Annotated in this window: 17 protein-coding genes; 15 read left to right on the forward strand and 2 right to left on the reverse strand. The window is 67.0% G+C overall.

Annotation, left to right across the window (positions count from 1 at the left end):
* Positions 1–43 precede the first annotated feature (43 nt).
* The 12 genes from prpB (at position 44) to FM104_RS10860 (ending at position 13,743) form a co-directional block, all read left to right on the forward strand.
* Positions 44–946, forward strand: a complete 903-nt coding sequence (prpB, locus tag FM104_RS10805; RefSeq protein WP_087132248.1) for a methylisocitrate lyase — start codon at positions 44–46, stop codon at positions 944–946.
* Between the two features lie 3 nt (positions 947–949).
* Positions 950–2,140 carry a bifunctional 2-methylcitrate synthase/citrate synthase gene (locus FM104_RS10810; RefSeq protein ID WP_087132249.1) on the forward strand — a complete coding sequence of 397 codons (1,191 nt, stop codon included), beginning with the start codon at positions 950–952 and terminating at the stop codon, positions 2,138–2,140.
* A complete protein-coding gene (locus FM104_RS10815; protein ID WP_087132250.1) occupies positions 2,140–3,324 on the forward strand; it encodes a thiolase family protein in 1,185 nt (394 codons plus the stop codon). The genes FM104_RS10810 and FM104_RS10815 overlap by 1 nt, the downstream gene beginning before the upstream one ends.
* A gap of 106 nt (positions 3,325–3,430) precedes the next feature.
* Entirely contained in the window at positions 3,431–4,264 is an 834-nt protein-coding gene (locus FM104_RS10820) for a pyruvate, water dikinase regulatory protein (RefSeq protein ID WP_087132251.1), read from the forward strand.
* Positions 4,265–4,285: 21 nt separating this feature from the next.
* Entirely contained in the window at positions 4,286–6,676 is a 2,391-nt protein-coding gene (gene ppsA / locus FM104_RS10825) for a phosphoenolpyruvate synthase (protein WP_087132252.1), read from the forward strand.
* Between the two features lie 185 nt (positions 6,677–6,861).
* Positions 6,862–7,950 (forward strand): ScyD/ScyE family protein, encoded by a 1,089-nt coding sequence (locus FM104_RS10830; protein ID WP_087132253.1) that lies wholly within the window; start codon positions 6,862–6,864, stop codon positions 7,948–7,950.
* Between the two features lie 279 nt (positions 7,951–8,229).
* Positions 8,230–8,673 carry a hypothetical protein gene (locus tag FM104_RS10835; protein ID WP_087132254.1) on the forward strand — a complete coding sequence of 148 codons (444 nt, stop codon included), beginning with the start codon at positions 8,230–8,232 and terminating at the stop codon, positions 8,671–8,673.
* Positions 8,674–8,779: 106 nt separating this feature from the next.
* Positions 8,780–10,282 (forward strand): CoA-acylating methylmalonate-semialdehyde dehydrogenase, encoded by a 1,503-nt coding sequence (locus tag FM104_RS10840; RefSeq protein WP_087132255.1) that lies wholly within the window; start codon positions 8,780–8,782, stop codon positions 10,280–10,282.
* 32 nt (positions 10,283–10,314) lie between these two features.
* Positions 10,315–11,520 (forward strand): acyl-CoA dehydrogenase family protein, encoded by a 1,206-nt coding sequence (locus FM104_RS10845; RefSeq protein ID WP_087132256.1) that lies wholly within the window; start codon positions 10,315–10,317, stop codon positions 11,518–11,520.
* The gene (gene mmsB / locus FM104_RS10850; protein ID WP_087132257.1) at positions 11,517–12,401 is read left to right on the forward strand and encodes a 3-hydroxyisobutyrate dehydrogenase; all 885 of its coding nucleotides are present in this window, start codon (positions 11,517–11,519) and stop codon (positions 12,399–12,401) included. Before FM104_RS10845 ends, mmsB begins: the two co-directional genes overlap by 4 nt.
* Before the next feature lie 89 nt (positions 12,402–12,490).
* A complete protein-coding gene (locus tag FM104_RS10855; protein ID WP_087132258.1) occupies positions 12,491–13,297 on the forward strand; it encodes an enoyl-CoA hydratase-related protein in 807 nt (268 codons plus the stop codon).
* Positions 13,294–13,743 (forward strand): putative immunity protein, encoded by a 450-nt coding sequence (locus FM104_RS10860; RefSeq protein ID WP_087132259.1) that lies wholly within the window; start codon positions 13,294–13,296, stop codon positions 13,741–13,743. The genes FM104_RS10855 and FM104_RS10860 overlap by 4 nt, the downstream gene beginning before the upstream one ends.
* Before the next feature lie 162 nt (positions 13,744–13,905).
* Here FM104_RS10860 and FM104_RS10865 read toward each other — a convergent pair whose 3' ends face one another.
* Entirely contained in the window at positions 13,906–14,352 is a 447-nt protein-coding gene (locus tag FM104_RS10865) for an SRPBCC family protein (RefSeq protein ID WP_087132260.1), read from the reverse strand.
* Positions 14,352–14,888, reverse strand: coding sequence for a MarR family winged helix-turn-helix transcriptional regulator (locus tag FM104_RS10870; protein ID WP_087132261.1), 537 nt, complete (start codon positions 14,886–14,888; stop codon positions 14,352–14,354). Before FM104_RS10870 ends, FM104_RS10865 begins: the two co-directional genes overlap by 1 nt.
* Positions 14,889–15,124: 236 nt before the next feature.
* Between FM104_RS10870 and FM104_RS10875 the strand changes: the two genes are divergently transcribed.
* From FM104_RS10875 to FM104_RS10885, 3 genes are read left to right on the forward strand one after another with little or no spacing between them, the layout of a single operon-like run.
* On the forward strand, positions 15,125–15,901 hold the full coding sequence (locus tag FM104_RS10875) for an electron transfer flavoprotein subunit beta/FixA family protein (protein WP_087132262.1): 777 nt from the start codon (positions 15,125–15,127) through the stop codon (positions 15,899–15,901).
* A gap of 1 nt (position 15,902) precedes the next feature.
* Positions 15,903–16,871 (forward strand): electron transfer flavoprotein subunit alpha/FixB family protein, encoded by a 969-nt coding sequence (locus FM104_RS10880; RefSeq protein WP_087132263.1) that lies wholly within the window; start codon positions 15,903–15,905, stop codon positions 16,869–16,871.
* A gap of 2 nt (positions 16,872–16,873) precedes the next feature.
* Positions 16,874–18,550, forward strand: coding sequence for a cytochrome b/b6 domain-containing protein (locus FM104_RS10885; protein ID WP_087132264.1), 1,677 nt, complete (start codon positions 16,874–16,876; stop codon positions 18,548–18,550).
* Positions 18,551–18,638 lie beyond the last annotated feature (88 nt).

Consider the following 18,638-nt stretch of genomic DNA (forward strand, 5'->3'; position numbering starts at 1 on the left):
TTCTGGGACATGCTTCAACGCCCGCGCTGGAAGGAGCTTTCTGATGCTTTACGCGACAACCCCACCGGCCGAGAAGCGACGGCTGTTCCGGGAGCGCCTCGCCACCGGTGAGCTGCTGCGCTTTCCCGGTGCGTTCAACCCGCTCAGCGCTCGACTCATCGAGCAGAAGGGCTTCGAGGGCGTCTACATCTCCGGAGCCGTGCTGTCTGCCGATCTCGGGCTCCCCGACATCGGACTGACGACGCTCACCGAGGTCGCCGGCCGCGGGCAGCAGATCGCGCGAATGACCGAGCTGCCCGCGATCATCGACGCCGACACCGGCTTCGGCGAGCCGATGAACGTGGCTCGAACCATCCAGACGCTCGAGGATGCCGGCCTCGCCGGTGCCCACATCGAGGACCAGATCAACCCGAAGCGGTGCGGTCACCTCGATGGCAAGGCCGTCGTCGACGAGCAGACGGCGCTGAAGCGCATCCGGGCTGCGGTCGATGCCCGCCGCGACGAGAACTTCCTCGTCATGGCGCGCACCGACATCGCCGCCGTCGATGGGATCGAAGCGGCGAAGGATCGCGCGAAGGCGCTGGTGGATGCCGGTGCCGACGCGATCTTCCCCGAGGCGATGCGCTCGCTTTCGGAGTTCGCGGCGATGCGAGATGCCGTCGACGTGCCGATCCTCGCCAACATGACGGAGTTCGGCAAGAGTGACCTCTTCTCGGCCGACCAGCTGCGCGACGTCGGCGTGAATATCGTCATCTGGCCGGTGTCGATGCTGCGCATCGCGATGGGTGCGGCCGGGCGTGCACTCGATACGCTGATCGATGACGGGCACCTGACCTCGAAGCTCGGCGAGATGCAGCACCGCGCCGATCTCTACGATCTGATCGACTACGAGTCGTACAACCATTTCGACTCCGGCGTCTTCAATTTCACCATCACGAAGGAGTGAGCAATGGCTGACAACGACATCAAGAAGGGTCTCGCCGGGGTCGTCGCCGATGTGACGGCGATCAGCAAGGTCAACCCTGAGACGAACAGCCTGCTGTACCGGGGCTATCCGGTGCAGGAGCTCGCGGCGACCCAGTCGTTCGAGGCTGTCGCCTACCTGCTGTGGCACGGTGAGCTGCCCAGCGCCGCGCAGCTGGCCGAGTTCCGGGCGATCGAGCGCGCGCACCGCGCCCTCACCGCCGAGGTGAAGACCGCGATCGACGCGCTGCCGCTGGATTCGCACCCGATGGACGAGGTGCGCACCGCCGTCAGCGTCATCGGCGCGATCGAGACGGCCGGGGTCGGAAACGTGCTGGATGCCGTCGGCACGCCCGAGCAGAACCTGCAGCGCAGTCTGCAGCTGTTCGCCGCACTCCCGGCGATCGTTTCTTACGGGCAGCGTCGTCGGCGCGGCCTCGAGGCCGTCGAGTCGCGTGACGATCTTGATTACGCCGCGAACTTCCTCTGGCTGACGTTCGGCGAGGAGCCCGACGCCGTCGTCGTCGACGCATTCAACCGCTCGATGATCCTCTACGCCGAGCACTCCTTCAATGCCTCCACGTTCACTGCGCGCGTCATCACTTCGACGCTCAGTGACATGTACTCGGCTGTCGTCGGCGCGATCGGTGCGCTGAAGGGGCCGCTGCACGGCGGAGCCAACGAGGCCGTCATGCACGTCTTCGATGAGATCGGCTCCGCCTCCGAGGTCTCCGGCTGGCTCGACACCGCTCTCGCCGAGAAGCGCAAGATCATGGGCTTCGGGCACCGCGTCTACAAGCGCGGCGACTCGCGGGTGCCGACCATGAAGGCGGCCCTCGACACGCTGGTCGCGCACTATGACCGCCCCGACGTCGCCGAGCTGTATGACACCCTGGAGAGTGAGTTCGTCTCGCGCAAGGGCATCTATCCGAACCTCGACTACCCGTCGGGCCCGGCGTACAACCTCATCGGCTACGACACGCTCACCTTCACGCCGCTGTTCATCGCCGCACGCATCACCGGGTGGACCGCGCACATCCTCGAGCAGCAGGCCTCGAACGCGCTGATCCGCCCGCTGTCGGCCTACAACGGTCCGGATGAGCGGCACATCGAAGAATACGAGCCGGATACCGCGGCCATCGACGTGCAGGAGCGCCCCGAGGAAGCGGCCGGCTGATGGCTCCCGCGCAGGGCAAAGTCGCTATCGTCGCGGGTGCCCGAACGGCCGTGGGTCGCTTCGGCGGCGCGTTCAAGGACACCGCGGCGCATGAGCTGGGCGCGGCCGCGACCGCGGAGGCACTGCGCCGCTCGGGCATCGCGCCCGAGCGCGTGGGCGAGGTCGTCATCGGCACGATCGGTCAGGTCGCCGGCGACGCCTACATCTCCCGTCGCATCGCACTCGCTGCGGGACTGGATGTGAACACCCCCGCCTTCACCGTGAACCGCCTGTGCGGTTCGGGGCTGCAGGCCATCTGGTCGGGTGCGCAGGAGCTGCTCTGGGGCAGCACCGACGTGGTCGTCGCCGGCGGCGCCGAGAACATGACCCGGATGCCGTTCTACGACTTCAACGCACGGTTCAACGACCGCTTCGGCCACCGCCAGCTGCTCGACGGCACGATCTCGATGCTCACCGACCCGTTCACGAACAAGCACATGGGAACGACCGCCGAGAACGTCGCAACGCGCTTCGGCGTCACTCGCGAAGAGCAGGACGCCTTCGCCCTCGAATCCCAGCAGCGGGCGGCGGCGGATGCTGCGCACGCGGCATTTGCGGAAGAGATCGTCACGGTCACCAGCTCCGGCCGCAAGCCGGTAGAGGTGTCGAAGGATGAGCATCCGCGCCCGGACACCACGCTCGAGACCCTGGCTGGGCTCCCCGCCGCGTTCGCCGAAGGCGGGACCGTCACGGCGGGCAACGCCTCCGGCATCAACGATGGTGCCGCGGCGGCCGTGCTGATGCGCGAAGAGGATGCGCGCGCCGAAGGTGCGCCCGTGCTGGCGACGATCGAGGCCGTGACCACGGCGGCTCTCGAGCCCGAGATCATGGGCTATGCGCCCACGCTTGCGCTGAAGAAGCTCTTCGCGCAGACGCGGCTGACTCCGGCGGATATTTCGACCGTGGAGCTGAACGAGGCGTTCGCCTCGCAGGTGCTCGCCGTCATCCGCGATGCCGAGCTGGATCCTGCTCGAACGAACCCGTACGGCGGTGCGATCGCGCTGGGCCACCCGGTCGGTGCGACCGGTGCGATCCTGACGATCCGGGCGGCGCTCACACTGCAGCGCACCGGCGGAGAATACGCGATCGTCACCATGTGCATCGGCGGCGGGCAGGCGCTGGCTGCGCTGCTCAAGCGCGGCTGACAGCCGTCCACGGCGTTGGCAGCCAATTAACGGTTGCATAAGAATGGCTATTTCTTCTGCGTGAATTGCGCGATCAAGTAGCCATTCTTTAACTAGCGTTATTGTCATGACCTCACCTGTCGTCGCTGGCGCGCTCACGCGCGCCGCGTACTTCGTGTCGGACAGCACCGGGGTCACGGCCGAGACGCTCGGTAGCGCGCTGCTGGCGAACTTTCCCGGCATCCGCTTCATCAAGCACACGATTCCGTTCGTCGTGACGGATGCCGAGGCGCGCAGCGTCGTGGCGGCGATCGAGGCCGACCACGCCGCGGATCTCGACCCGCTGCTTTTCGTCACGGTTAAGCAGGCCGCTGTCCGCGGCGTGCTCGCCGCTTCCAAAGCGGTGCTGATCGATCTGCTCGCGGGTCACCTGACCGAGCTCGAGCAGGCGCTCGGCACGACAGCATCCGAACAGCTCGGCAACTACCACGGCCTCGGCGACACCGACCGGTACTTCGCGCGCATGCGCGCCGTCGAGTACGCCATCGAGCATGACGACGGTCAGAGTTCGCGCGCGCTCGACCAGGCCGATGTCGTCATCATCGCGCCCTCGCGCTGCGGCAAGACCCCGACGACGATGTACCTCGCCCTGCAGCACGGGCTGCGCGTGGCGAACTATCCGCTCACCGATGACGACTTCCCGACCGAGGGGCTGCCGCGCTCGGTGGCGAAGTATGCCGGGCGCTGCTTCGGCCTCACCACGACACCGCTGAGGCTGAGCCAGGTGCGGCACGAGCGTCGGCCGAGCTCGCGCTACTCCAGCCTCGAGCAGTGCACGATCGAGCTGCGCCGCGCCGAAGACCTCTACCGAAGAAACCGTGTTCCCTTCCTGAACTCCGCGACGAAAAGCGTCGAGGAGATGTCCGCGGTCATCATGCAGACCATGAAGCTGCGTGCGTGACCTGATGAAAGAAGCATCGCTATGAGCAACGTCCTCTGGTTCCACGAGGTGGGGATGGCCGACCTCCCGCAGGTCGGTGGCAAGAACGCCTCACTCGGTGAGATGGTCTCGAACCTCTCCGAGCTCGGCGTGCGGGTGCCAGGGGGCTTCGCCACGACGGCGGATGCCTATCGCGCTTTCCTCTCCGCGAGTGGGCTCGATACTCGCATCCGGGTCGCCGTCGAGGCGATCGACGTCGATGACGTGACCCAGCTCTCTCGCGTCGGCGCGACCGTACGCGAATGGATCGAGCAGCAGCCCCTGCCGGAGGACATCGAGAACGACATTCGCGCGGCGTATGCGCGGTTGGTCGAGAACGACCCGACGCCGGACTCCGTATCGTGGGCCGTGCGCTCATCGGCGACCGCCGAAGACCTGCCAGATGCCTCGTTCGCCGGCCAGCAGGAGACGTTTCTCAACATCTCGGGGATCGAGCACATCCTCCAAGCCGTCAGGCAGGTGTTCTCGTCGCTCTACAACGACCGCGCGATCGCCTACCGCGTGCACAACGGCTTCGATCACCACGACGTGGCGCTATCTGTCGGCGTGCAGCGGATGGTGCGCTCCGACATCGGTGCATCCGGGGTCATGTTCACCGTCGACACCGAATCGGGCTTCGAGGATGCCGTATTCATCACCAGCTCGTACGGGCTCGGCGAAGCCGTCGTGCAGGGGGCGGTCAACCCCGATGAGTTCTACGTGTACAAGCCCGCGCTCGCCGCATCCCGCCCCGCGATTCTGAAGCGCGCGGTGGGTGAGAAGGCCATCGCGATGCGGTACACCGACAGCGCGCAGGTCGGCGGCACGACGGTCTTCGAAGACGTCGCCGCCGACGAGCGCGGGCTGTTCAGCATCACGGATGCCGAGGTCGAAGAACTCGCCCGGCATGCGGTCACCATCGAGCAGCACTACGGGCGGCCGATGGATATCGAGTGGGCCCGCGACGGTGTGGACGGCGAGTTGTACATTTTGCAGGCGCGACCGGAGACGGTCGTCTCGCGGGCGGATGCGAACGTCATGCGCCGTTTCGTGCTCACCGAGCGCAGCGAGGTGCTGTCGACCGGGCGGGCGATCGGGCAGAAGATCGGTTCGGGCGCGGTCAGCGTGCTGCGCTCCATCGATCAGATGGCGAGCTTCCGTGCCGGCGACGTGCTCGTGGCCGACATGACCGACCCCGATTGGGAGCCGATCATGAAGAAGGCCTCGGCGATCGTCACCAACCGCGGCGGACGCACGTGCCATGCGGCGATCATCGCGCGTGAACTCGGCATCCCGGCTGTCGTCGGCACCGGTGACGCCACGCGCGTGCTGACGGACGGGCTCGACGTCACCGTCTCGTGCGCTGAGGGCGACGACGGTTTCGTCTACCAGGGACTCCTCGACTTCCGCGAAGAGGAGACGCATCTCGATCGGATGCCGTCGGTGCCGGTGAAGATCATGATGAACGTCGGCACCCCCGATCAGGCCTTCTCGTTCTCGCGCCTGCCGAACCGCGGGGTGGGGCTGGCGAGGCTCGAATTCATCATCAACCGGCAGATCGGCATCCACCCGCGCGCACTGCTCGAATTCGACGAACTACCCGAAGAGCTGAAGAGCGAAGTCTCGAGTCGCATCGCGGCGTACCCGTCACCGCGCGAGTTCTTCGTGCAGCGCGTCGCCGAAGGCGTGGCGATGCTGGCGGCCGCGTTCGCGCCGGAGCCCGTGATCGTGCGGATGAGCGACTTCAAATCCAACGAGTACGCGAACCTGCTCGGTGGCGAGCGGTACGAGCCGCACGAGGAGAACCCGATGATCGGCTACCGGGGCGCGTCGCGCTACATCTCGACCGACTTCCGAGAGTGCTTCGACATGGAGTGCGAGGCGCTTCGCCGCGTGCGCGATGACATGGGGCTCACCAACGTGAAGATCATGATCCCGTTCGTGCGCACCGTCGCCGAGGGGGCGGCGGTCGTCGACCTGCTCGCCGCGAACGGGCTGCGGCGGGGCGAGAACGGACTCGAGGTCGTGATGATGTGCGAGGTGCCTTCGAATGCGCTGCTTGCCGACGAGTTCCTCGACCACTTCGACGGATTCTCGATCGGGTCGAACGACATGACCCAGCTCACTCTGGGTCTCGATCGCGATTCCGCGCTGGTCGCGCAGACGTTCGATGAGCGAGACCCGGCCGTGAAGAAGATGCTCGCGATGGCGATCGAGGCGTGCCTGCGTCGCGGCAAGTACGTCGGCATCTGCGGGCAGGGCCCCTCCGACCATCCCGACCTCGCCGACTGGCTGCTCGATCAGGGCATCGAATCGATGTCGCTGAACCCCGACACGGTCGTGGAGACGTGGATGCGGTTGGCCGAGCGGGCGCGGGAGGCCGTGGGCAGCTGACGGATGACCCGCTGAGCTGCGGAGGCGCAACCGGCCAGCAGAGAACCCCTTGCGGTGCCGAGCAGTCAGGCGGAGAATGACGCCAGGATCGCCGCTGGGGCCGATCCACAGCATCCGAGCGTCTTGGGGGAGCTCCGTTCGGCGACGCGGAGTGGCAGGGAAGCCGCTCCGAGAACGGAGACATTATGCGCACCATTCGTGCGTTAATCGCAGCAGGAGCTGCGGCCGCACTCGTCCTGACCGCACCGACGCTCGCGTCAGCGGCATCCGACCCACCTGCGCCGCAGGAATGGTCCACCCAGGTGGCCATGCCCTACAGCCTCACAATGGATGGTCATCGCGTACTGGTCGCCGACGGTGCGGCCGGGGTCATCGGGCAACTTCAGCCGGACGGATCGATCGCGCCGATCATCGAAGGTGCGGACGGCACCACCAGCGTCGCTACGCGCGGAAAGTGGATGGCATACACCACCTCGCTGGAGCAGGGTGAAGAGCAGCCACCGCTGCAGAGCGGGCTGAACATCCGCGGGCCCAAAGGTGACACGATCTACGCCGACACCCATGCCTACGAGTACGCGAACAACCCGGATGGCGTCAACACCTACGGCTTCGTCGACGGCTGTCTGGCCGACGGCGGAAGCAATCCGGGTGTGTTGGACTCGCACGCGTATACCGCGGTCTCGTACCGTGGCGCGTGGTTGGTAGCGGATGCCGGAGCGAACGTCGTGTGGCACGTGACCAACGATGGTGACATCAGCGTGTTCTCGGTGCTGCCGGTGATCCCGATCACCGTCGACGCGCAGGTGCAGGCGATGATGGGCCTGCCGGACTGCGCACTCGGTTCCACGTTCAATGCCGAGTCGGTGCCGACCGGGCTTGCTGTGGGGCCTGGCAACGTCGTCTACGTGAGCACGCTCCCGGGCTTCCCCGGCATGGTGACGGGGGCCGGTCAGCTGTGGCGCATCGATCGCGGCGGCGAGCCGACTGCGATCGCCTCGGGTCTTGCGGGGCCGACGAGCATCTCGATGGCGGGCCCCGACGCGCTCTACGTCGCGCAGCTGTTCGGGGGCGGCATCGCGAAGGTGTCGACGTCGGGTGAGCACGAGGGCTTCATCCCGCTGCCGAACGCACTGGCGGTCTCGACCTCCTCGAACGGCACGCTGTGGGCTGCCACTGCCGCGGCGACCGATGAGGGCGGGAACCCGACGGGCCCCGGAACCATCGTCAGCATCTCGAAGGGCAAGGTGACGATCAACGGGCACATCCTGCCCTGACGGCTAACCGCAGAGAAGAAGGACCCCCGCCGACCCGATTTTCGGCGGGGGTCCTGCGGTCTGTGACCGCGGCGGGAGCCAGATGTGCTCACCGCAGCGCGGGGCCGACGGCACCCGATCCGGTCTGAGCCTTCATCCGCGCTGAGATATTTGTACGCGCCGCATGTGGACGGCCGGTGAACCGGACGGGAACATCCACTCTTCCTGCACAGGTCGCCAGTTATCCACAATCGGTCGATTCCGCCTCCGGCGCGTCGGCTGGTGCGCCAGCGTGTAGGCATGAACACCGAGAGCGATCTTCACAACCGAGTACTGCACACCGACGACCAGCTGCGCGACATGCTCGAACTGCTGCTGCAGAAGGCCAATCAGCGCCAGATGTGGCTGCTCTTCATGGACGAGCATGGCCGGCTCGGCGAACCGATCATGCCGATGGCCGATTATCCCGCGGACCCGCGAGCCATCGTGCCGATCGAAGACCTCCGAGACGTCGAGGAGGCGTACGTCCTGATGCATCGCATCGGGATGCTGATCGAGCTGACCGGAAACGCCCAGGCGGTGCTCGCTTGGGAGCGCGTCGGCGGGAGTGGAGTGCGCGATGAGGAGCGTGCGTGGGCACGGGCCATGGTCGAGCATGCCGTCAGCATCGGGGTTCCGCTGCGAACCCAGTTCGTGGTGCACGACGCTGGCGTGCGCCAGCTGCATGCCGACGACTATCTCTGAGCATCTGCGACGGCATGCAGGCCAATACTTGGGAGCCCTAGTAAATCCTCTGTAGGCCGATTAGAATGGCCACTGTGCCAACGACGGTGCAGAGGAGTGTCACACAATGACCCGTTATATCCCCCATTTCGTAGGCGGAAAGTCTGTCGAAGCGAGCGGCGGCCGCGTGGCCGACGTCTTCGACCCCAGTACCGGAGCCGTGCAGGCGCGAGTGCCGCTCGCGTCGGCCGATGAGGTGCGCTCGGTCATCGAGAACGCCGAAGCCGCGCAGCCGGCCTGGGCGGCGATGAACCCGCAGAAGCGCGCCCGCGTCATGATGCGCTTCGTCGATCTCGTTAACCGCGACATGGACGATCTTGCCCGTCTGCTGTCCAGTGAGCACGGCAAGACCTTCGACGATGCGAAGGGTGACGTGCAGCGCGGACTTGAGGTCATCGAGTTCTGCATCGGCGCCCCGCACCTGCTCAAGGGCGAATACTCCACCGGTGTCGGCACCGGCATCGATGTGTACTCGATGCGTCAGCCCCTCGGCGTGGTCGCTGGCATCACGCCCTTCAACTTCCCGGCGATGATCCCGCTGTGGAAGGCGGGGCCTGCCCTGGCATCCGGCAACGCTTTCATCCTCAAGCCCAGCGAGCGCGATCCCTCCGTGCCGGTGCGCCTGGCTGAGCTGTTCCTCGAGGCGGGCCTGCCTGCGGGGGTCTTCAACGTTGTGCACGGCGATAAAGAGGCTGTCGACACGCTCATCACGGATCCACGCGTGCAGGCGGTCGGCTTCGTCGGCTCCACGCCGATCGCCGAGTACATCTATACGACCGCCATCGCCAACGGCAAGCGCGCGCAATGCTTCGGCGGCGCGAAGAACCACATGATCGTCATGCCCGACGCCGACCTCGACCAGGTCGCGGATGCATTGATGGGCGCGGGCTACGGCTCGGCCGGTGAGCGCTGCATGGCGATCTCGGTGGCCGTCCCAGTCGGTGACGAGACCGCCGATGCGCTCGCGGCAAAGCTCTCCGAACGCGTTGCCGAGCTGAAGGTCGGACCCTCTCTCGACGAGGGCGTGGACTACGGCCCGCTCATCACGCAGGATGCCGTCGACCGTGTCACGGGCTACATCCAACAGGGTGTCGATGAAGGAGCAACACTTCTCGCAGACGGCCGCGACTTCACCGTCGCCGGCAACGAGCAGGGGTTCTATCTCGGACCCACCCTCTTCGATCACGTCACCACCGACATGGCGATCTACCGCGAAGAGGTCTTCGGCCCGGTGCTGGTGATCGCCCGCGCCGACGACTACGAAGCAGCCCTCGCGATGGCATCCGATCACGAGTACGGCAACGGCGTGGCGATCTTCACCCGCGACGGCGATGCTGCCCGCGACTTCACCGCCCGCGTGAACGTCGGCATGGTCGGCGTCAACGTGCCGATCCCCGTGCCGATCGCCTACTTCACCTTCGGCGGCTGGAAGCGCAGCGGATTCGGCGACCTCAACCAGCACGGCACCGACGCCTTCCGCTTCTACACGAAGACGAAGACGGTCACGAGCCGCTGGCCTTCCCACGGGGTGCGTGACGGAGCAAGCTTCGTCATCCCCACCATGCAGTGAAGCTGTCGCCCCCACGAGCACCGGAGAACCCGATGAGTATCATCACCCCCACCAGCGTCACCACGGAAGAGCGCGAGGCGATTCTCGATGCCGTGCGCGACTTCGCCGAGACCGAACTCGCCCCGCACTCCGCCGAACGCGACGAGAAGCACATCTTCCCCCGCGAATCCCTGAACCGAGCGGGTGAGCTCGGCCTCGGCGGCATCTACGTGCGAGAGGACTTCGGCGGCACCGGACTCGGCAGAGTCGACACCGTCGCGATCTTCGAAGAACTCGCCAAGGGCGACCCTGCGGTGGCCGCCTATATCTCGATCCACAACATGGTCGCCTGGATGATCGACACTTACGGCGACGAGACGCAGCGCGCCGAGTGGCTGCCGGAACTGACCGCGATGACGAAGTTCGGCGGATACTGCCTGACAGAGCCCGGTGCCGGGTCGGATGCTGCGAACATCGCCACCAGCGCGGTGCGCGACGGCGACGAGTACGTGCTAACCGGTGTGAAGCAGTTCATCTCCGGTGCGGGCGAAGCCGGCGTCTACGTGGTGATGGCGCGCACCGGTGACGCTGATTCCGGCGCTCGCGGCATCAGCGCTTTCCTCGTGCCTGGTGACGCGGAGGGCCTGAGCTTCGGCGCGCTGGAGAAGAAGATGGGCTGGCATGCGCAGCCCACCCGCCAGGTGATCTTCGACGGCTTGCGGGTGCCAGCATCCGCCATGCTCGGCGAGGAGGGACGCGGCTTCGCGATCGCGATGTCTGCGCTCAACGGCGGCCGGCTGAACATCGCCGCCTGCTCGCTGGGTGGTGCCCAGTGGGCGCTGGAGAAGGCGGTGCAGTACGTGCACGAACGAGTGGCTTTCGGGGAGCCCCTCGCTGAGAAGCAGTCGATCCTGTTCACCATCGCCGACATGCGCACCGATCTGCAGGCCGCGCGTCTGATGGTGCGCGATGGCGCACAGGCCGTGGATGACAAGGCGCCGGATGCCACGATGCGCTGCGCCATGGCCAAGCGGTTCGCCACGGATGCCGGCTTCGACGTGGCCAACAAGGCCCTTCAGCTGCACGGCGGCTACGGGTACCTTCAGGACTACGGGGTCGAGAAGGTCGTGCGCGATCTGCGCGTGCACCAGATCCTGGAAGGGACGAACGAGATCATGCGACTCATCGTCGGGCGCGAGATGCTGCGCCCCGCCGGATCAGCATCCATGCGAAGCACCCCCACCGGAGACGCATCATGACGCGCGTCGCGTTCCTCGGGCTCGGCCATATGGGGCTTCCCATGGCCGTGAATCTTGTGAAGGCCGGCCACGAGGTGCACGGCTTCGACCTGGTGCCTGCGGCAATCAATGCGGCGACAGCTGCCGGAATCCCCATCGCGTCCAGCGGCGCGGATGCTGTCGCCGAGGCGGACGTCGTCATCACCATGTTCCCCGCGGGGCGGCACGTCATCGCCGCGTACCAGGACGAGCTGCTCGCCGCGGCGAAACCGGGGACCCTGTTCATCGAGTCGTCGACCATCGCCGTCGATGAGGCGCGCACCGCGCACGAGCTGGCGATCGCTGCCGGTCACCGCAACGTCGACGCGCCTGTCTCCGGCGGCGTGGTCGGTGCGGAGAACGGCACGCTGGCGTTCATGGTGGGCGGATCGGATGCCGATTTCGCGGCGGCGCTGCCGCTGCTGGAAGCGATGGGCAAGCGCATCGTGCACTGCGGCGGGCCGGGGCTCGGGCAGGCAGCCAAGGTCTGCAACAACATGGTGCTCGCGATCTCGCAGATCGCCGTCGCCGAGGCTTTCGTGCTGGGGGAGCGACTGGGGCTTGAACACCAGGCGCTGTTCGACGTCGTCTCGCAGGCCTCGGGCCAGTGCTGGGCGATCACCACGAACTGCCCCGTGCCGGGCCCGGTGCCGACCAGCCCGGCGAACCGCGACTACCAGCCCGGGTTCGCGGGTGCGCTGATGGCGAAGGATCTCGGCCTCGCGCTGCAGGCGATCGAGGGCACCGGAACGGATGCCAAGATGGGCCGCCTCGCGCAGGAGCTCTACGCCGCCTTCGCCGCCGGAGAGGGCGGGCACCGCGATTTCTCGGGGATCATCACCGACATCCGCGACGCCGACTGAGGTCGACCTTTCGAACGCGGAGTGGCCCGGGATGTCCGTCGAGCCTGGAATACTGGAGGGGCCGCAGCGTCGCGGCGGAGGGAGCGAACATGGCTGATCAAGAGACGGCTGAGCACAACACGGCCGCATACGAGACGATCCTGGTCGAACAGCGAGGACGAGTGGGCTGGATCACCCTCAACAGGCCGAACGCGCTGAACGCATTGAACGCGCAGGTGTCGGAAGAAGTGGCCGCGGCTGCCGAGGCGTTCGACGCCGACGATGGCATTGGCGCGATCGTCGTCATCGGGTCGGAGAAAGCTTTCGCGGCCGGGGCAGACATCAAAGAGATGGAGTCGAAAACCGCCTCCGAGATGCGCGAGACAGATCATTTCGGCGCATGGGATCGCTTCGCGGCGGTGCGCACGCCGGTCATCGCCGCGGTCTCCGGGTACGCACTGGGCGGCGGATGCGAGCTGGCGATGATGTGCGACATCATCCTCGCCGCGGACACGGCGACCTTCGGCCAGCCGGAGATCAACCTCGGTGTCATCCCCGGCATGGGCGGCACGCAGCGGCTCATCCGCGCTGTCGGCTCGTACAAGGCTGCCGAGCTCATCCTCTCCGGACGCCTGATCAAGGCCGAAGAGGCAGAGCGCATCGGTCTGGTGTCGCGCGTGGTGCCGGCATCCGATCTGCTCGACGAGGCGACCACGCTCGCGACGACCATCGCGTCGAAGTCGCTGACATCGCTGCGGGCGGCCAAGGCGACGCTGGATGCTGCGATGCAGCTGTCGCTGGCCGAGGGTCTTGCGGTGGAGAAGCGCGAGTTCGCGGCGCTGTTCGACACCGCTGACCAGAAGGAGGGGATGGCCGCATTCCGCGAGAAGCGCCCCCCTCACTTCGTGCACCGGTGAGCACCGTGATGCACGCACTGCCGGATGATGCTGATCTGACCCTTTCCGTACATGACCGGCGGGCGCTCGTCGAGTGGACGATCGCATGCGCGGAGCGGCTGCTGCCGATGTTCCTCGCCGAGCGTCCGGATGACGAGCGGCCCCGGGAGGCGTTGGATGCCGCGCAGGCGTTCATGCGGGGCGAACTCAGCATCGACGCGGTGCGCGAGAAGGCATTCGCCTGCCATGCTGCGGCCCGTGCCGCGGAGGACCCGTCGGCACTGGCCGCCGCGCGAGTGTGCGGGCAGGCAGCAGCGGTCGCGCACATGGCAGGGCACGCCAGGCAGGTGCCGCGCTACACGGCGAAGGCCTTTCCCGGCGACCGCGATCGGCGCGATGAAGAGCTCGCCTGGCAGCGGCAGCAGGTGCCCGAGCGCTTCGACCAGTACGTCTACGACGGCGACTGATCGAGGTCCGGGGCCGACACGTGCGTTCGCCCGCTTGCCCGGCCACCCTCCCCGCGAGAAACCACTTCTGGCACGAGAAACCACTGCAGCGGTGGTTTCTCACGCGGGAAGTGGTTTCTCGTCAGTGGGGGCGGTGGCGGGGGCGGGGTGCGGCGGGCGGCGTCAGGCGAAGTGGCGAGTGATCGCCTCGTTGCGTTCGGTGATCACGGCGATCAGGTGGTGGCGCATGACGATGGCATCCACCAGGCGTCCCAGCGGGCCGAGCGGCGACCGGAACTCGATCGTGTCGCGCATGAGCGTCCCGCCATCGGCGTCCGAAAACTCGTGCGTGTGCAGGAAGGAACCGAACGGTCCCTTCGTCTGCCGGTCGCGGAAGCGGTGCGGCCGGTTGACGTCGAAGACGATCGACGACATCCGGAATCGGATGCCGAAGTGCTGAGCGCTCCAGGTGACCTGATCACCCTCCTCCAGGATCCCCGCTGTCGGCCCGGCGACGACACGCTCGCCGCGAGAGCTCTGCGAAGCGACATGCAGTCCGACGTCGAGGGAAAGGTCGAAGACCGCCTCTGGTGGTGCGGGGATGACACGCTCCAGAACGAATGTCGACATCAGAGCGGATCGGGCGTGGGCCGCGGGTCGGCGAAATCGCCCGCATCCTTGCGCAGTCGGGCCACGATGCCGACCAGCGCCGCGGCATCGTCGGAATTGATACCGGGTGCGCTGAACACCTCGGCATTCAGCGCGGCGGTGGCCTTCTCGACCAGTGCACGCCCCGCGTCGGTCAGAGTGAGCATCGCGGCACGGCCGTCGTGCGGATGCGGTTCGCGCAGCACCAGACCGTCGCGCACCAGGCGTTCAGCGGTGCTCGTGACGCTGGTGGCGTGCACCTGCAGCCGTGCGACGACGCTCGACAGCGGCAGCGTGCCCGATCGGCTGAAAGCCAGCAGGCGCAGCACCTCGAAACGCGCGAAGGTTACGCCGAACGGCTTGAGCGCAGCATCCACTCGCGCCAGCAGCAACTGCTGGGCCCGCATCACCGACGTCACGACAGCCATGCCGTCTGCGGCATCTGTCCAGCCATGCGCCAGCCACTGCCGCTTCGCCTCAGCGAGCGGATCGATCGGAAGGGGGCGAAGTTGCGCCATGTGCCCACGCTATCGGGTCGGAGCCGGTGTGCTCGGCAGGGCAGGGGGTGAGGAGCCCGTGAAGACCATCTGCGGGATTGCAGAATCAGCCCGCGTAGCCGCTATGGATACATTCCGCACAGAAACCGGCCGCGGCGGGCTCGGATTTCTTCGTATTGTCTACATAGAGCGTGGAAATGCGATTGGGAACAGACAGAATTGCCGGATAGACTCGTACCCGGCATGAGGGAGGCTCGATGAAGATCTACGTCCTGGTGAAGGAAGTGCCCGACACCTACGGTGACCGCAAGCTCGATCTCGAGACGGGGCTGGCTGACAGAGCTGCCGGCGACGTCGTGCTCGATGAGATCACTGAGCGCGCACTCGAGGTGGCCCTGTCTTACGCGGGCAAGAACCCGGACACAGAGGTCGTCGCGCTCTCGATGGCGCCGGAGACGGCGACCGCATCCGTGCGCCGCGCGCTCGCGATTGGCGCAGCATCCGCCGTGCACGTGGCCGACGAAGAGCTGCGTGGAGCCGACCTCGGACTGACCGCCGAGGCACTCGCCGCGGCGATCCGTCGCGGCGAGCCCGATCTCGTCATCACCGGAAACCTCTCGACCGACGGCTCGGGCGGTGTGATCCCCGCCATGCTCGCTGAGCACCTCGGCTTCGCGCAGGCGACGGCCTTGAGCTCGGTGGAGATCGGTGCCGATCAGATTACGGGCACGCGCGCCGGCGATGACGGCACGCAGCAGGTCACCGCGACCCTGCCCGCCGTCATCTCGATCACCGAGGCTCTGCCAGACGCCCGGTTCCCGAACTTCAAAGGCATCATGGCCGCGAAGAAGAAGCCCCTCGAGGTGCTCTCCCTCGCCGACCTGGGCGTCTCCGCCGATCCTGCCGCCGCTCCCCGCACGATCATGACCACGGTCTCCGAGAAGCCCCCGCGCGCTGCCGGTGTGAAGATCACCGATGAAGGCGACGCGGGTGCGCAGCTCGTCGAGTTCCTCGCACAGAACAGGCTGGTGTGACATGGGCTATCCCGAGAACCCGATCCTCGTCCTCGTCGACGTCGACCCCGCCGGCGCTGCGGCCAGCAGCACGGCCGCCCTCATCGGCGCGGCCTCGACCATCGGTGCGCCCGTCGCACTGGTCGTCGGTGGCAGTCAAGCGGCTGCAGACGCCGCAGCTTCGGCTGGTGCGCAGGCCGTGCTCACCGCTGCGGGCGATGGCTCGTCGCTGACGGTTCCCGCTGTCGACGCACTCCAGGCCGCGTTCGCGCAGGTCAAGCCGGATGCTGTGCTCATCTCCAACTCCATCGCCGGGCGCGACGTCGCCGGCCGCTTCGCCGTGCGCGAGAAGCTCGCCCTATCGGTGGATGCTGTCGGCGTCGCCCGTGACGACGAGGGCGTGACCGCGCAGCACTCCGTGTACGGCGGGTCCTACCTCACCGAGTCGGCCCCCACGTTCGGCGCACCGGTGATCACGCTTCGTCAGGGTGCGGTGGATGCCAGGGCAGAAGCTGCGACGCCCGCGATCGAAGAGCTGTCGGTGACGGCATCCGGCGCGGTCGCAGCATCCGCCGGTGAGATCGCCGCCGTCGAGAAGACCTCTTCGCGCCCCGACCTCCGCGGCGCCCCGAAGGTCGTCGCCGGTGGTCGCGGCCTCGGCTCGAAGGAGCAGTTCGTGCTCGTCGAGCAGCTCGCTGACGCGTTCGGCGCAGCTATCGGCGCGTCGCGCGCCGCCGTCGATGCCGGTTACGTGCCCTACGCGCATCAGGTCGGTCAGACCGGCGTCTCGGTATCACCGCAGCTGTACATCGCGCTCGGCATCTCGGGTGCGATCCAGCACCGTGCCGGCATGCAGACGGCGAAGACCATCGTCGCGATCAACAAGGACGGCGAGGCTCCGATTTTCGACATCGCCGACTTCGGCATCGTCGGCGACGTGTTCGCCGTCGTGCCGCAGGTGATCGAGGCGCTCGAAGCACGGAAGAAGTAGCCATGGTCGAGCGGATGCTGCGCCGCGGCCTGCCGCGCGTGAAGGGCGGCGAGCCCTGGCCACCGGCCACGGCTATTGCCTCCCACGTGTTCGATGCTGCCGAGCCCGCGGCTTCAGCTGCTCCTTCGACCCCGGCAGCTTCGTCGAGTGCACCGGATCTCGCGGAGAGCACCGAATCGCCGCGCGAAGAAGCCGTGCAGTCGACGGCATCCGGTGCACTCGCCGCGCAGCCTGACGCTGCACCTGCACCTGCCGCTGCTGTCGCTCTTCGGCGTGGTCTGCCGCGCACACCAGGCGGCGAGCCCTGGCCCCCCGCATCCAGCTCTTCGGCCCACGCGGCATCCGCTCCGGCGGCCTCGGCCGCTCCGGCCGCCTCTCCGAGTGCACCGGATCTCGCCGAGAGCACCGAATCGCCGCTCGATGAAGCCGTGCAGTCGACGGCATCCGGTGCAGTCGACGCCCCGGCCGCCGCCCCCGCCATCGCTGGCGAGGGTGCGCCGCTGCGGCGCGGCCTGCCCCGCACGCCAGGCGGCGAGCCGTGGCCTCCGGCTGGCGCAGCGCGGGTCGCAGTTCGCGCGACCGATGCTGCGGTTCCGCAGGCGGTGGCCGAAAGCACTCCAACAGGCGCAGAAGCCGCTCTCGTCGAGACTGCGCTGGCGGCAGAGGTTGCCCGCGTCGACATCTCCACGCCGCTTCCGTTCACGCGCTCCGTCTGGCAGGGAAAAAGCCCGCGTCACGGGGCGCCGGAGCCTGAGCCATCCAAGTTCCGCCCGACCTGGCCGCAGGCCATCGGCGGACTGCTCGCCGCAGCAGGGCTCGGACTCATCGCCGTGGCCGGTGTCTTCTTCGTGCGGATGCTGTTGAGCACTCCGTTCATGCAGGACTTCCTCACGACGTACCCCGGCGAATATCACCCGACAGTCGACGTGGCGCCCGGATTCTCACCGTGGATCGGCTGGCAGCACTTCTTCAACATCTTCCTGATGGTGCTGATCATCCGCTCGGGTCTGCGCGTGCGCAGCGAGAGCCGGCCGACGGCGTTCTGGACGGGACGCGGCAAGAACAGCGCCAAGGTCAGTCTGACGGTGTGGTTCCACCAGGCGCTGGATGTGCTGTGGCTTGTCAACGGTGTCATCTTCGTGGTGCTGCTGGTCGTGACCGGCCACTGGGTGCGCATCGTTCCGACCAGCTGGGAAGTCTTCCCGAATGCGCTGTCGGCCGGGCTGCAGTACATCTCGTTCGACTGGCCGACCGACAACGGCTGGGTCAACTACAACAGCCTGCAGCAGCTCGCCTACTTCACGACGGTGTTCATCGCGGCTCCGCTGGCGATCATCACTGGTGTTCGCATGTCGGGTCTGTGGCCCAAGAAGGCCGAGAAGCTGTCGAAGGCGTATCCGGTGGAGTGGGCGCGTGCGCTGCACTTCCCGATCATGCTGTACTTCGTCGCGTTCATCATCGTGCACGTCGCACTGGTATTCCTAACCGGGGCGCTGCGCAACCTGAACCACATGTTCGCTTCGCTCGGGTCTGTCGACGGCGTTCAATACGCCGCCAACTGGACCGGATTCTGGGTGTTCGTGCTCTCGATGGCGGTTGTGGTGGCCGGTTGGTATGCCGCGCGCCCGCTGGTGATCGCGCCGATTGCGAAGCTGTTCGGGCAGGTCTCGGGGCGCTGAGGTCGTGGGGTGAGCAGGGGGACACCCTGCCTTCCTCAACCGTGCATCGGAGCGACCAACACGGGCTTTCGCTACGCGCAAGAATCGG

It is taken from the genome of Microbacterium esteraromaticum, from assembly GCF_900163815.1.
Taxonomy (GTDB): domain Bacteria; phylum Actinomycetota; class Actinomycetes; order Actinomycetales; family Microbacteriaceae; genus Microbacterium; species Microbacterium esteraromaticum_B.

Coding starts and splice junctions, on each gene's coding strand:
- prpB (WP_087132248.1), top strand. CDS start 44: ATGCTTTACGCGACAACCCCACCGGCCGAGAAGCGACGGCTGTTCCGG.
- FM104_RS10810 (WP_087132249.1), top strand. CDS start 950: ATGGCTGACAACGACATCAAGAAGGGTCTCGCCGGGGTCGTCGCCGAT.
- FM104_RS10815 (WP_087132250.1), top strand. CDS start 2,140: ATGGCTCCCGCGCAGGGCAAAGTCGCTATCGTCGCGGGTGCCCGAACG.
- FM104_RS10820 (WP_087132251.1), top strand. CDS start 3,431: ATGACCTCACCTGTCGTCGCTGGCGCGCTCACGCGCGCCGCGTACTTC.
- ppsA (WP_087132252.1), top strand. CDS start 4,286: ATGAGCAACGTCCTCTGGTTCCACGAGGTGGGGATGGCCGACCTCCCG.
- FM104_RS10830 (WP_087132253.1), top strand. CDS start 6,862: ATGCGCACCATTCGTGCGTTAATCGCAGCAGGAGCTGCGGCCGCACTC.
- FM104_RS10835 (WP_087132254.1), top strand. CDS start 8,230: ATGAACACCGAGAGCGATCTTCACAACCGAGTACTGCACACCGACGAC.
- FM104_RS10840 (WP_087132255.1), top strand. CDS start 8,780: ATGACCCGTTATATCCCCCATTTCGTAGGCGGAAAGTCTGTCGAAGCG.
- FM104_RS10845 (WP_087132256.1), top strand. CDS start 10,315: ATGAGTATCATCACCCCCACCAGCGTCACCACGGAAGAGCGCGAGGCG.
- mmsB (WP_087132257.1), top strand. CDS start 11,517: ATGACGCGCGTCGCGTTCCTCGGGCTCGGCCATATGGGGCTTCCCATG.
- FM104_RS10855 (WP_087132258.1), top strand. CDS start 12,491: ATGGCTGATCAAGAGACGGCTGAGCACAACACGGCCGCATACGAGACG.
- FM104_RS10865 (WP_087132260.1), bottom strand. CDS start 14,352: ATGTCGACATTCGTTCTGGAGCGTGTCATCCCCGCACCACCAGAGGCG.
- FM104_RS10870 (WP_087132261.1), bottom strand. CDS start 14,888: ATGGCGCAACTTCGCCCCCTTCCGATCGATCCGCTCGCTGAGGCGAAG.
- FM104_RS10875 (WP_087132262.1), top strand. CDS start 15,125: ATGAAGATCTACGTCCTGGTGAAGGAAGTGCCCGACACCTACGGTGAC.
- FM104_RS10880 (WP_087132263.1), top strand. CDS start 15,903: ATGGGCTATCCCGAGAACCCGATCCTCGTCCTCGTCGACGTCGACCCC.
- FM104_RS10885 (WP_087132264.1), top strand. CDS start 16,874: ATGGTCGAGCGGATGCTGCGCCGCGGCCTGCCGCGCGTGAAGGGCGGC.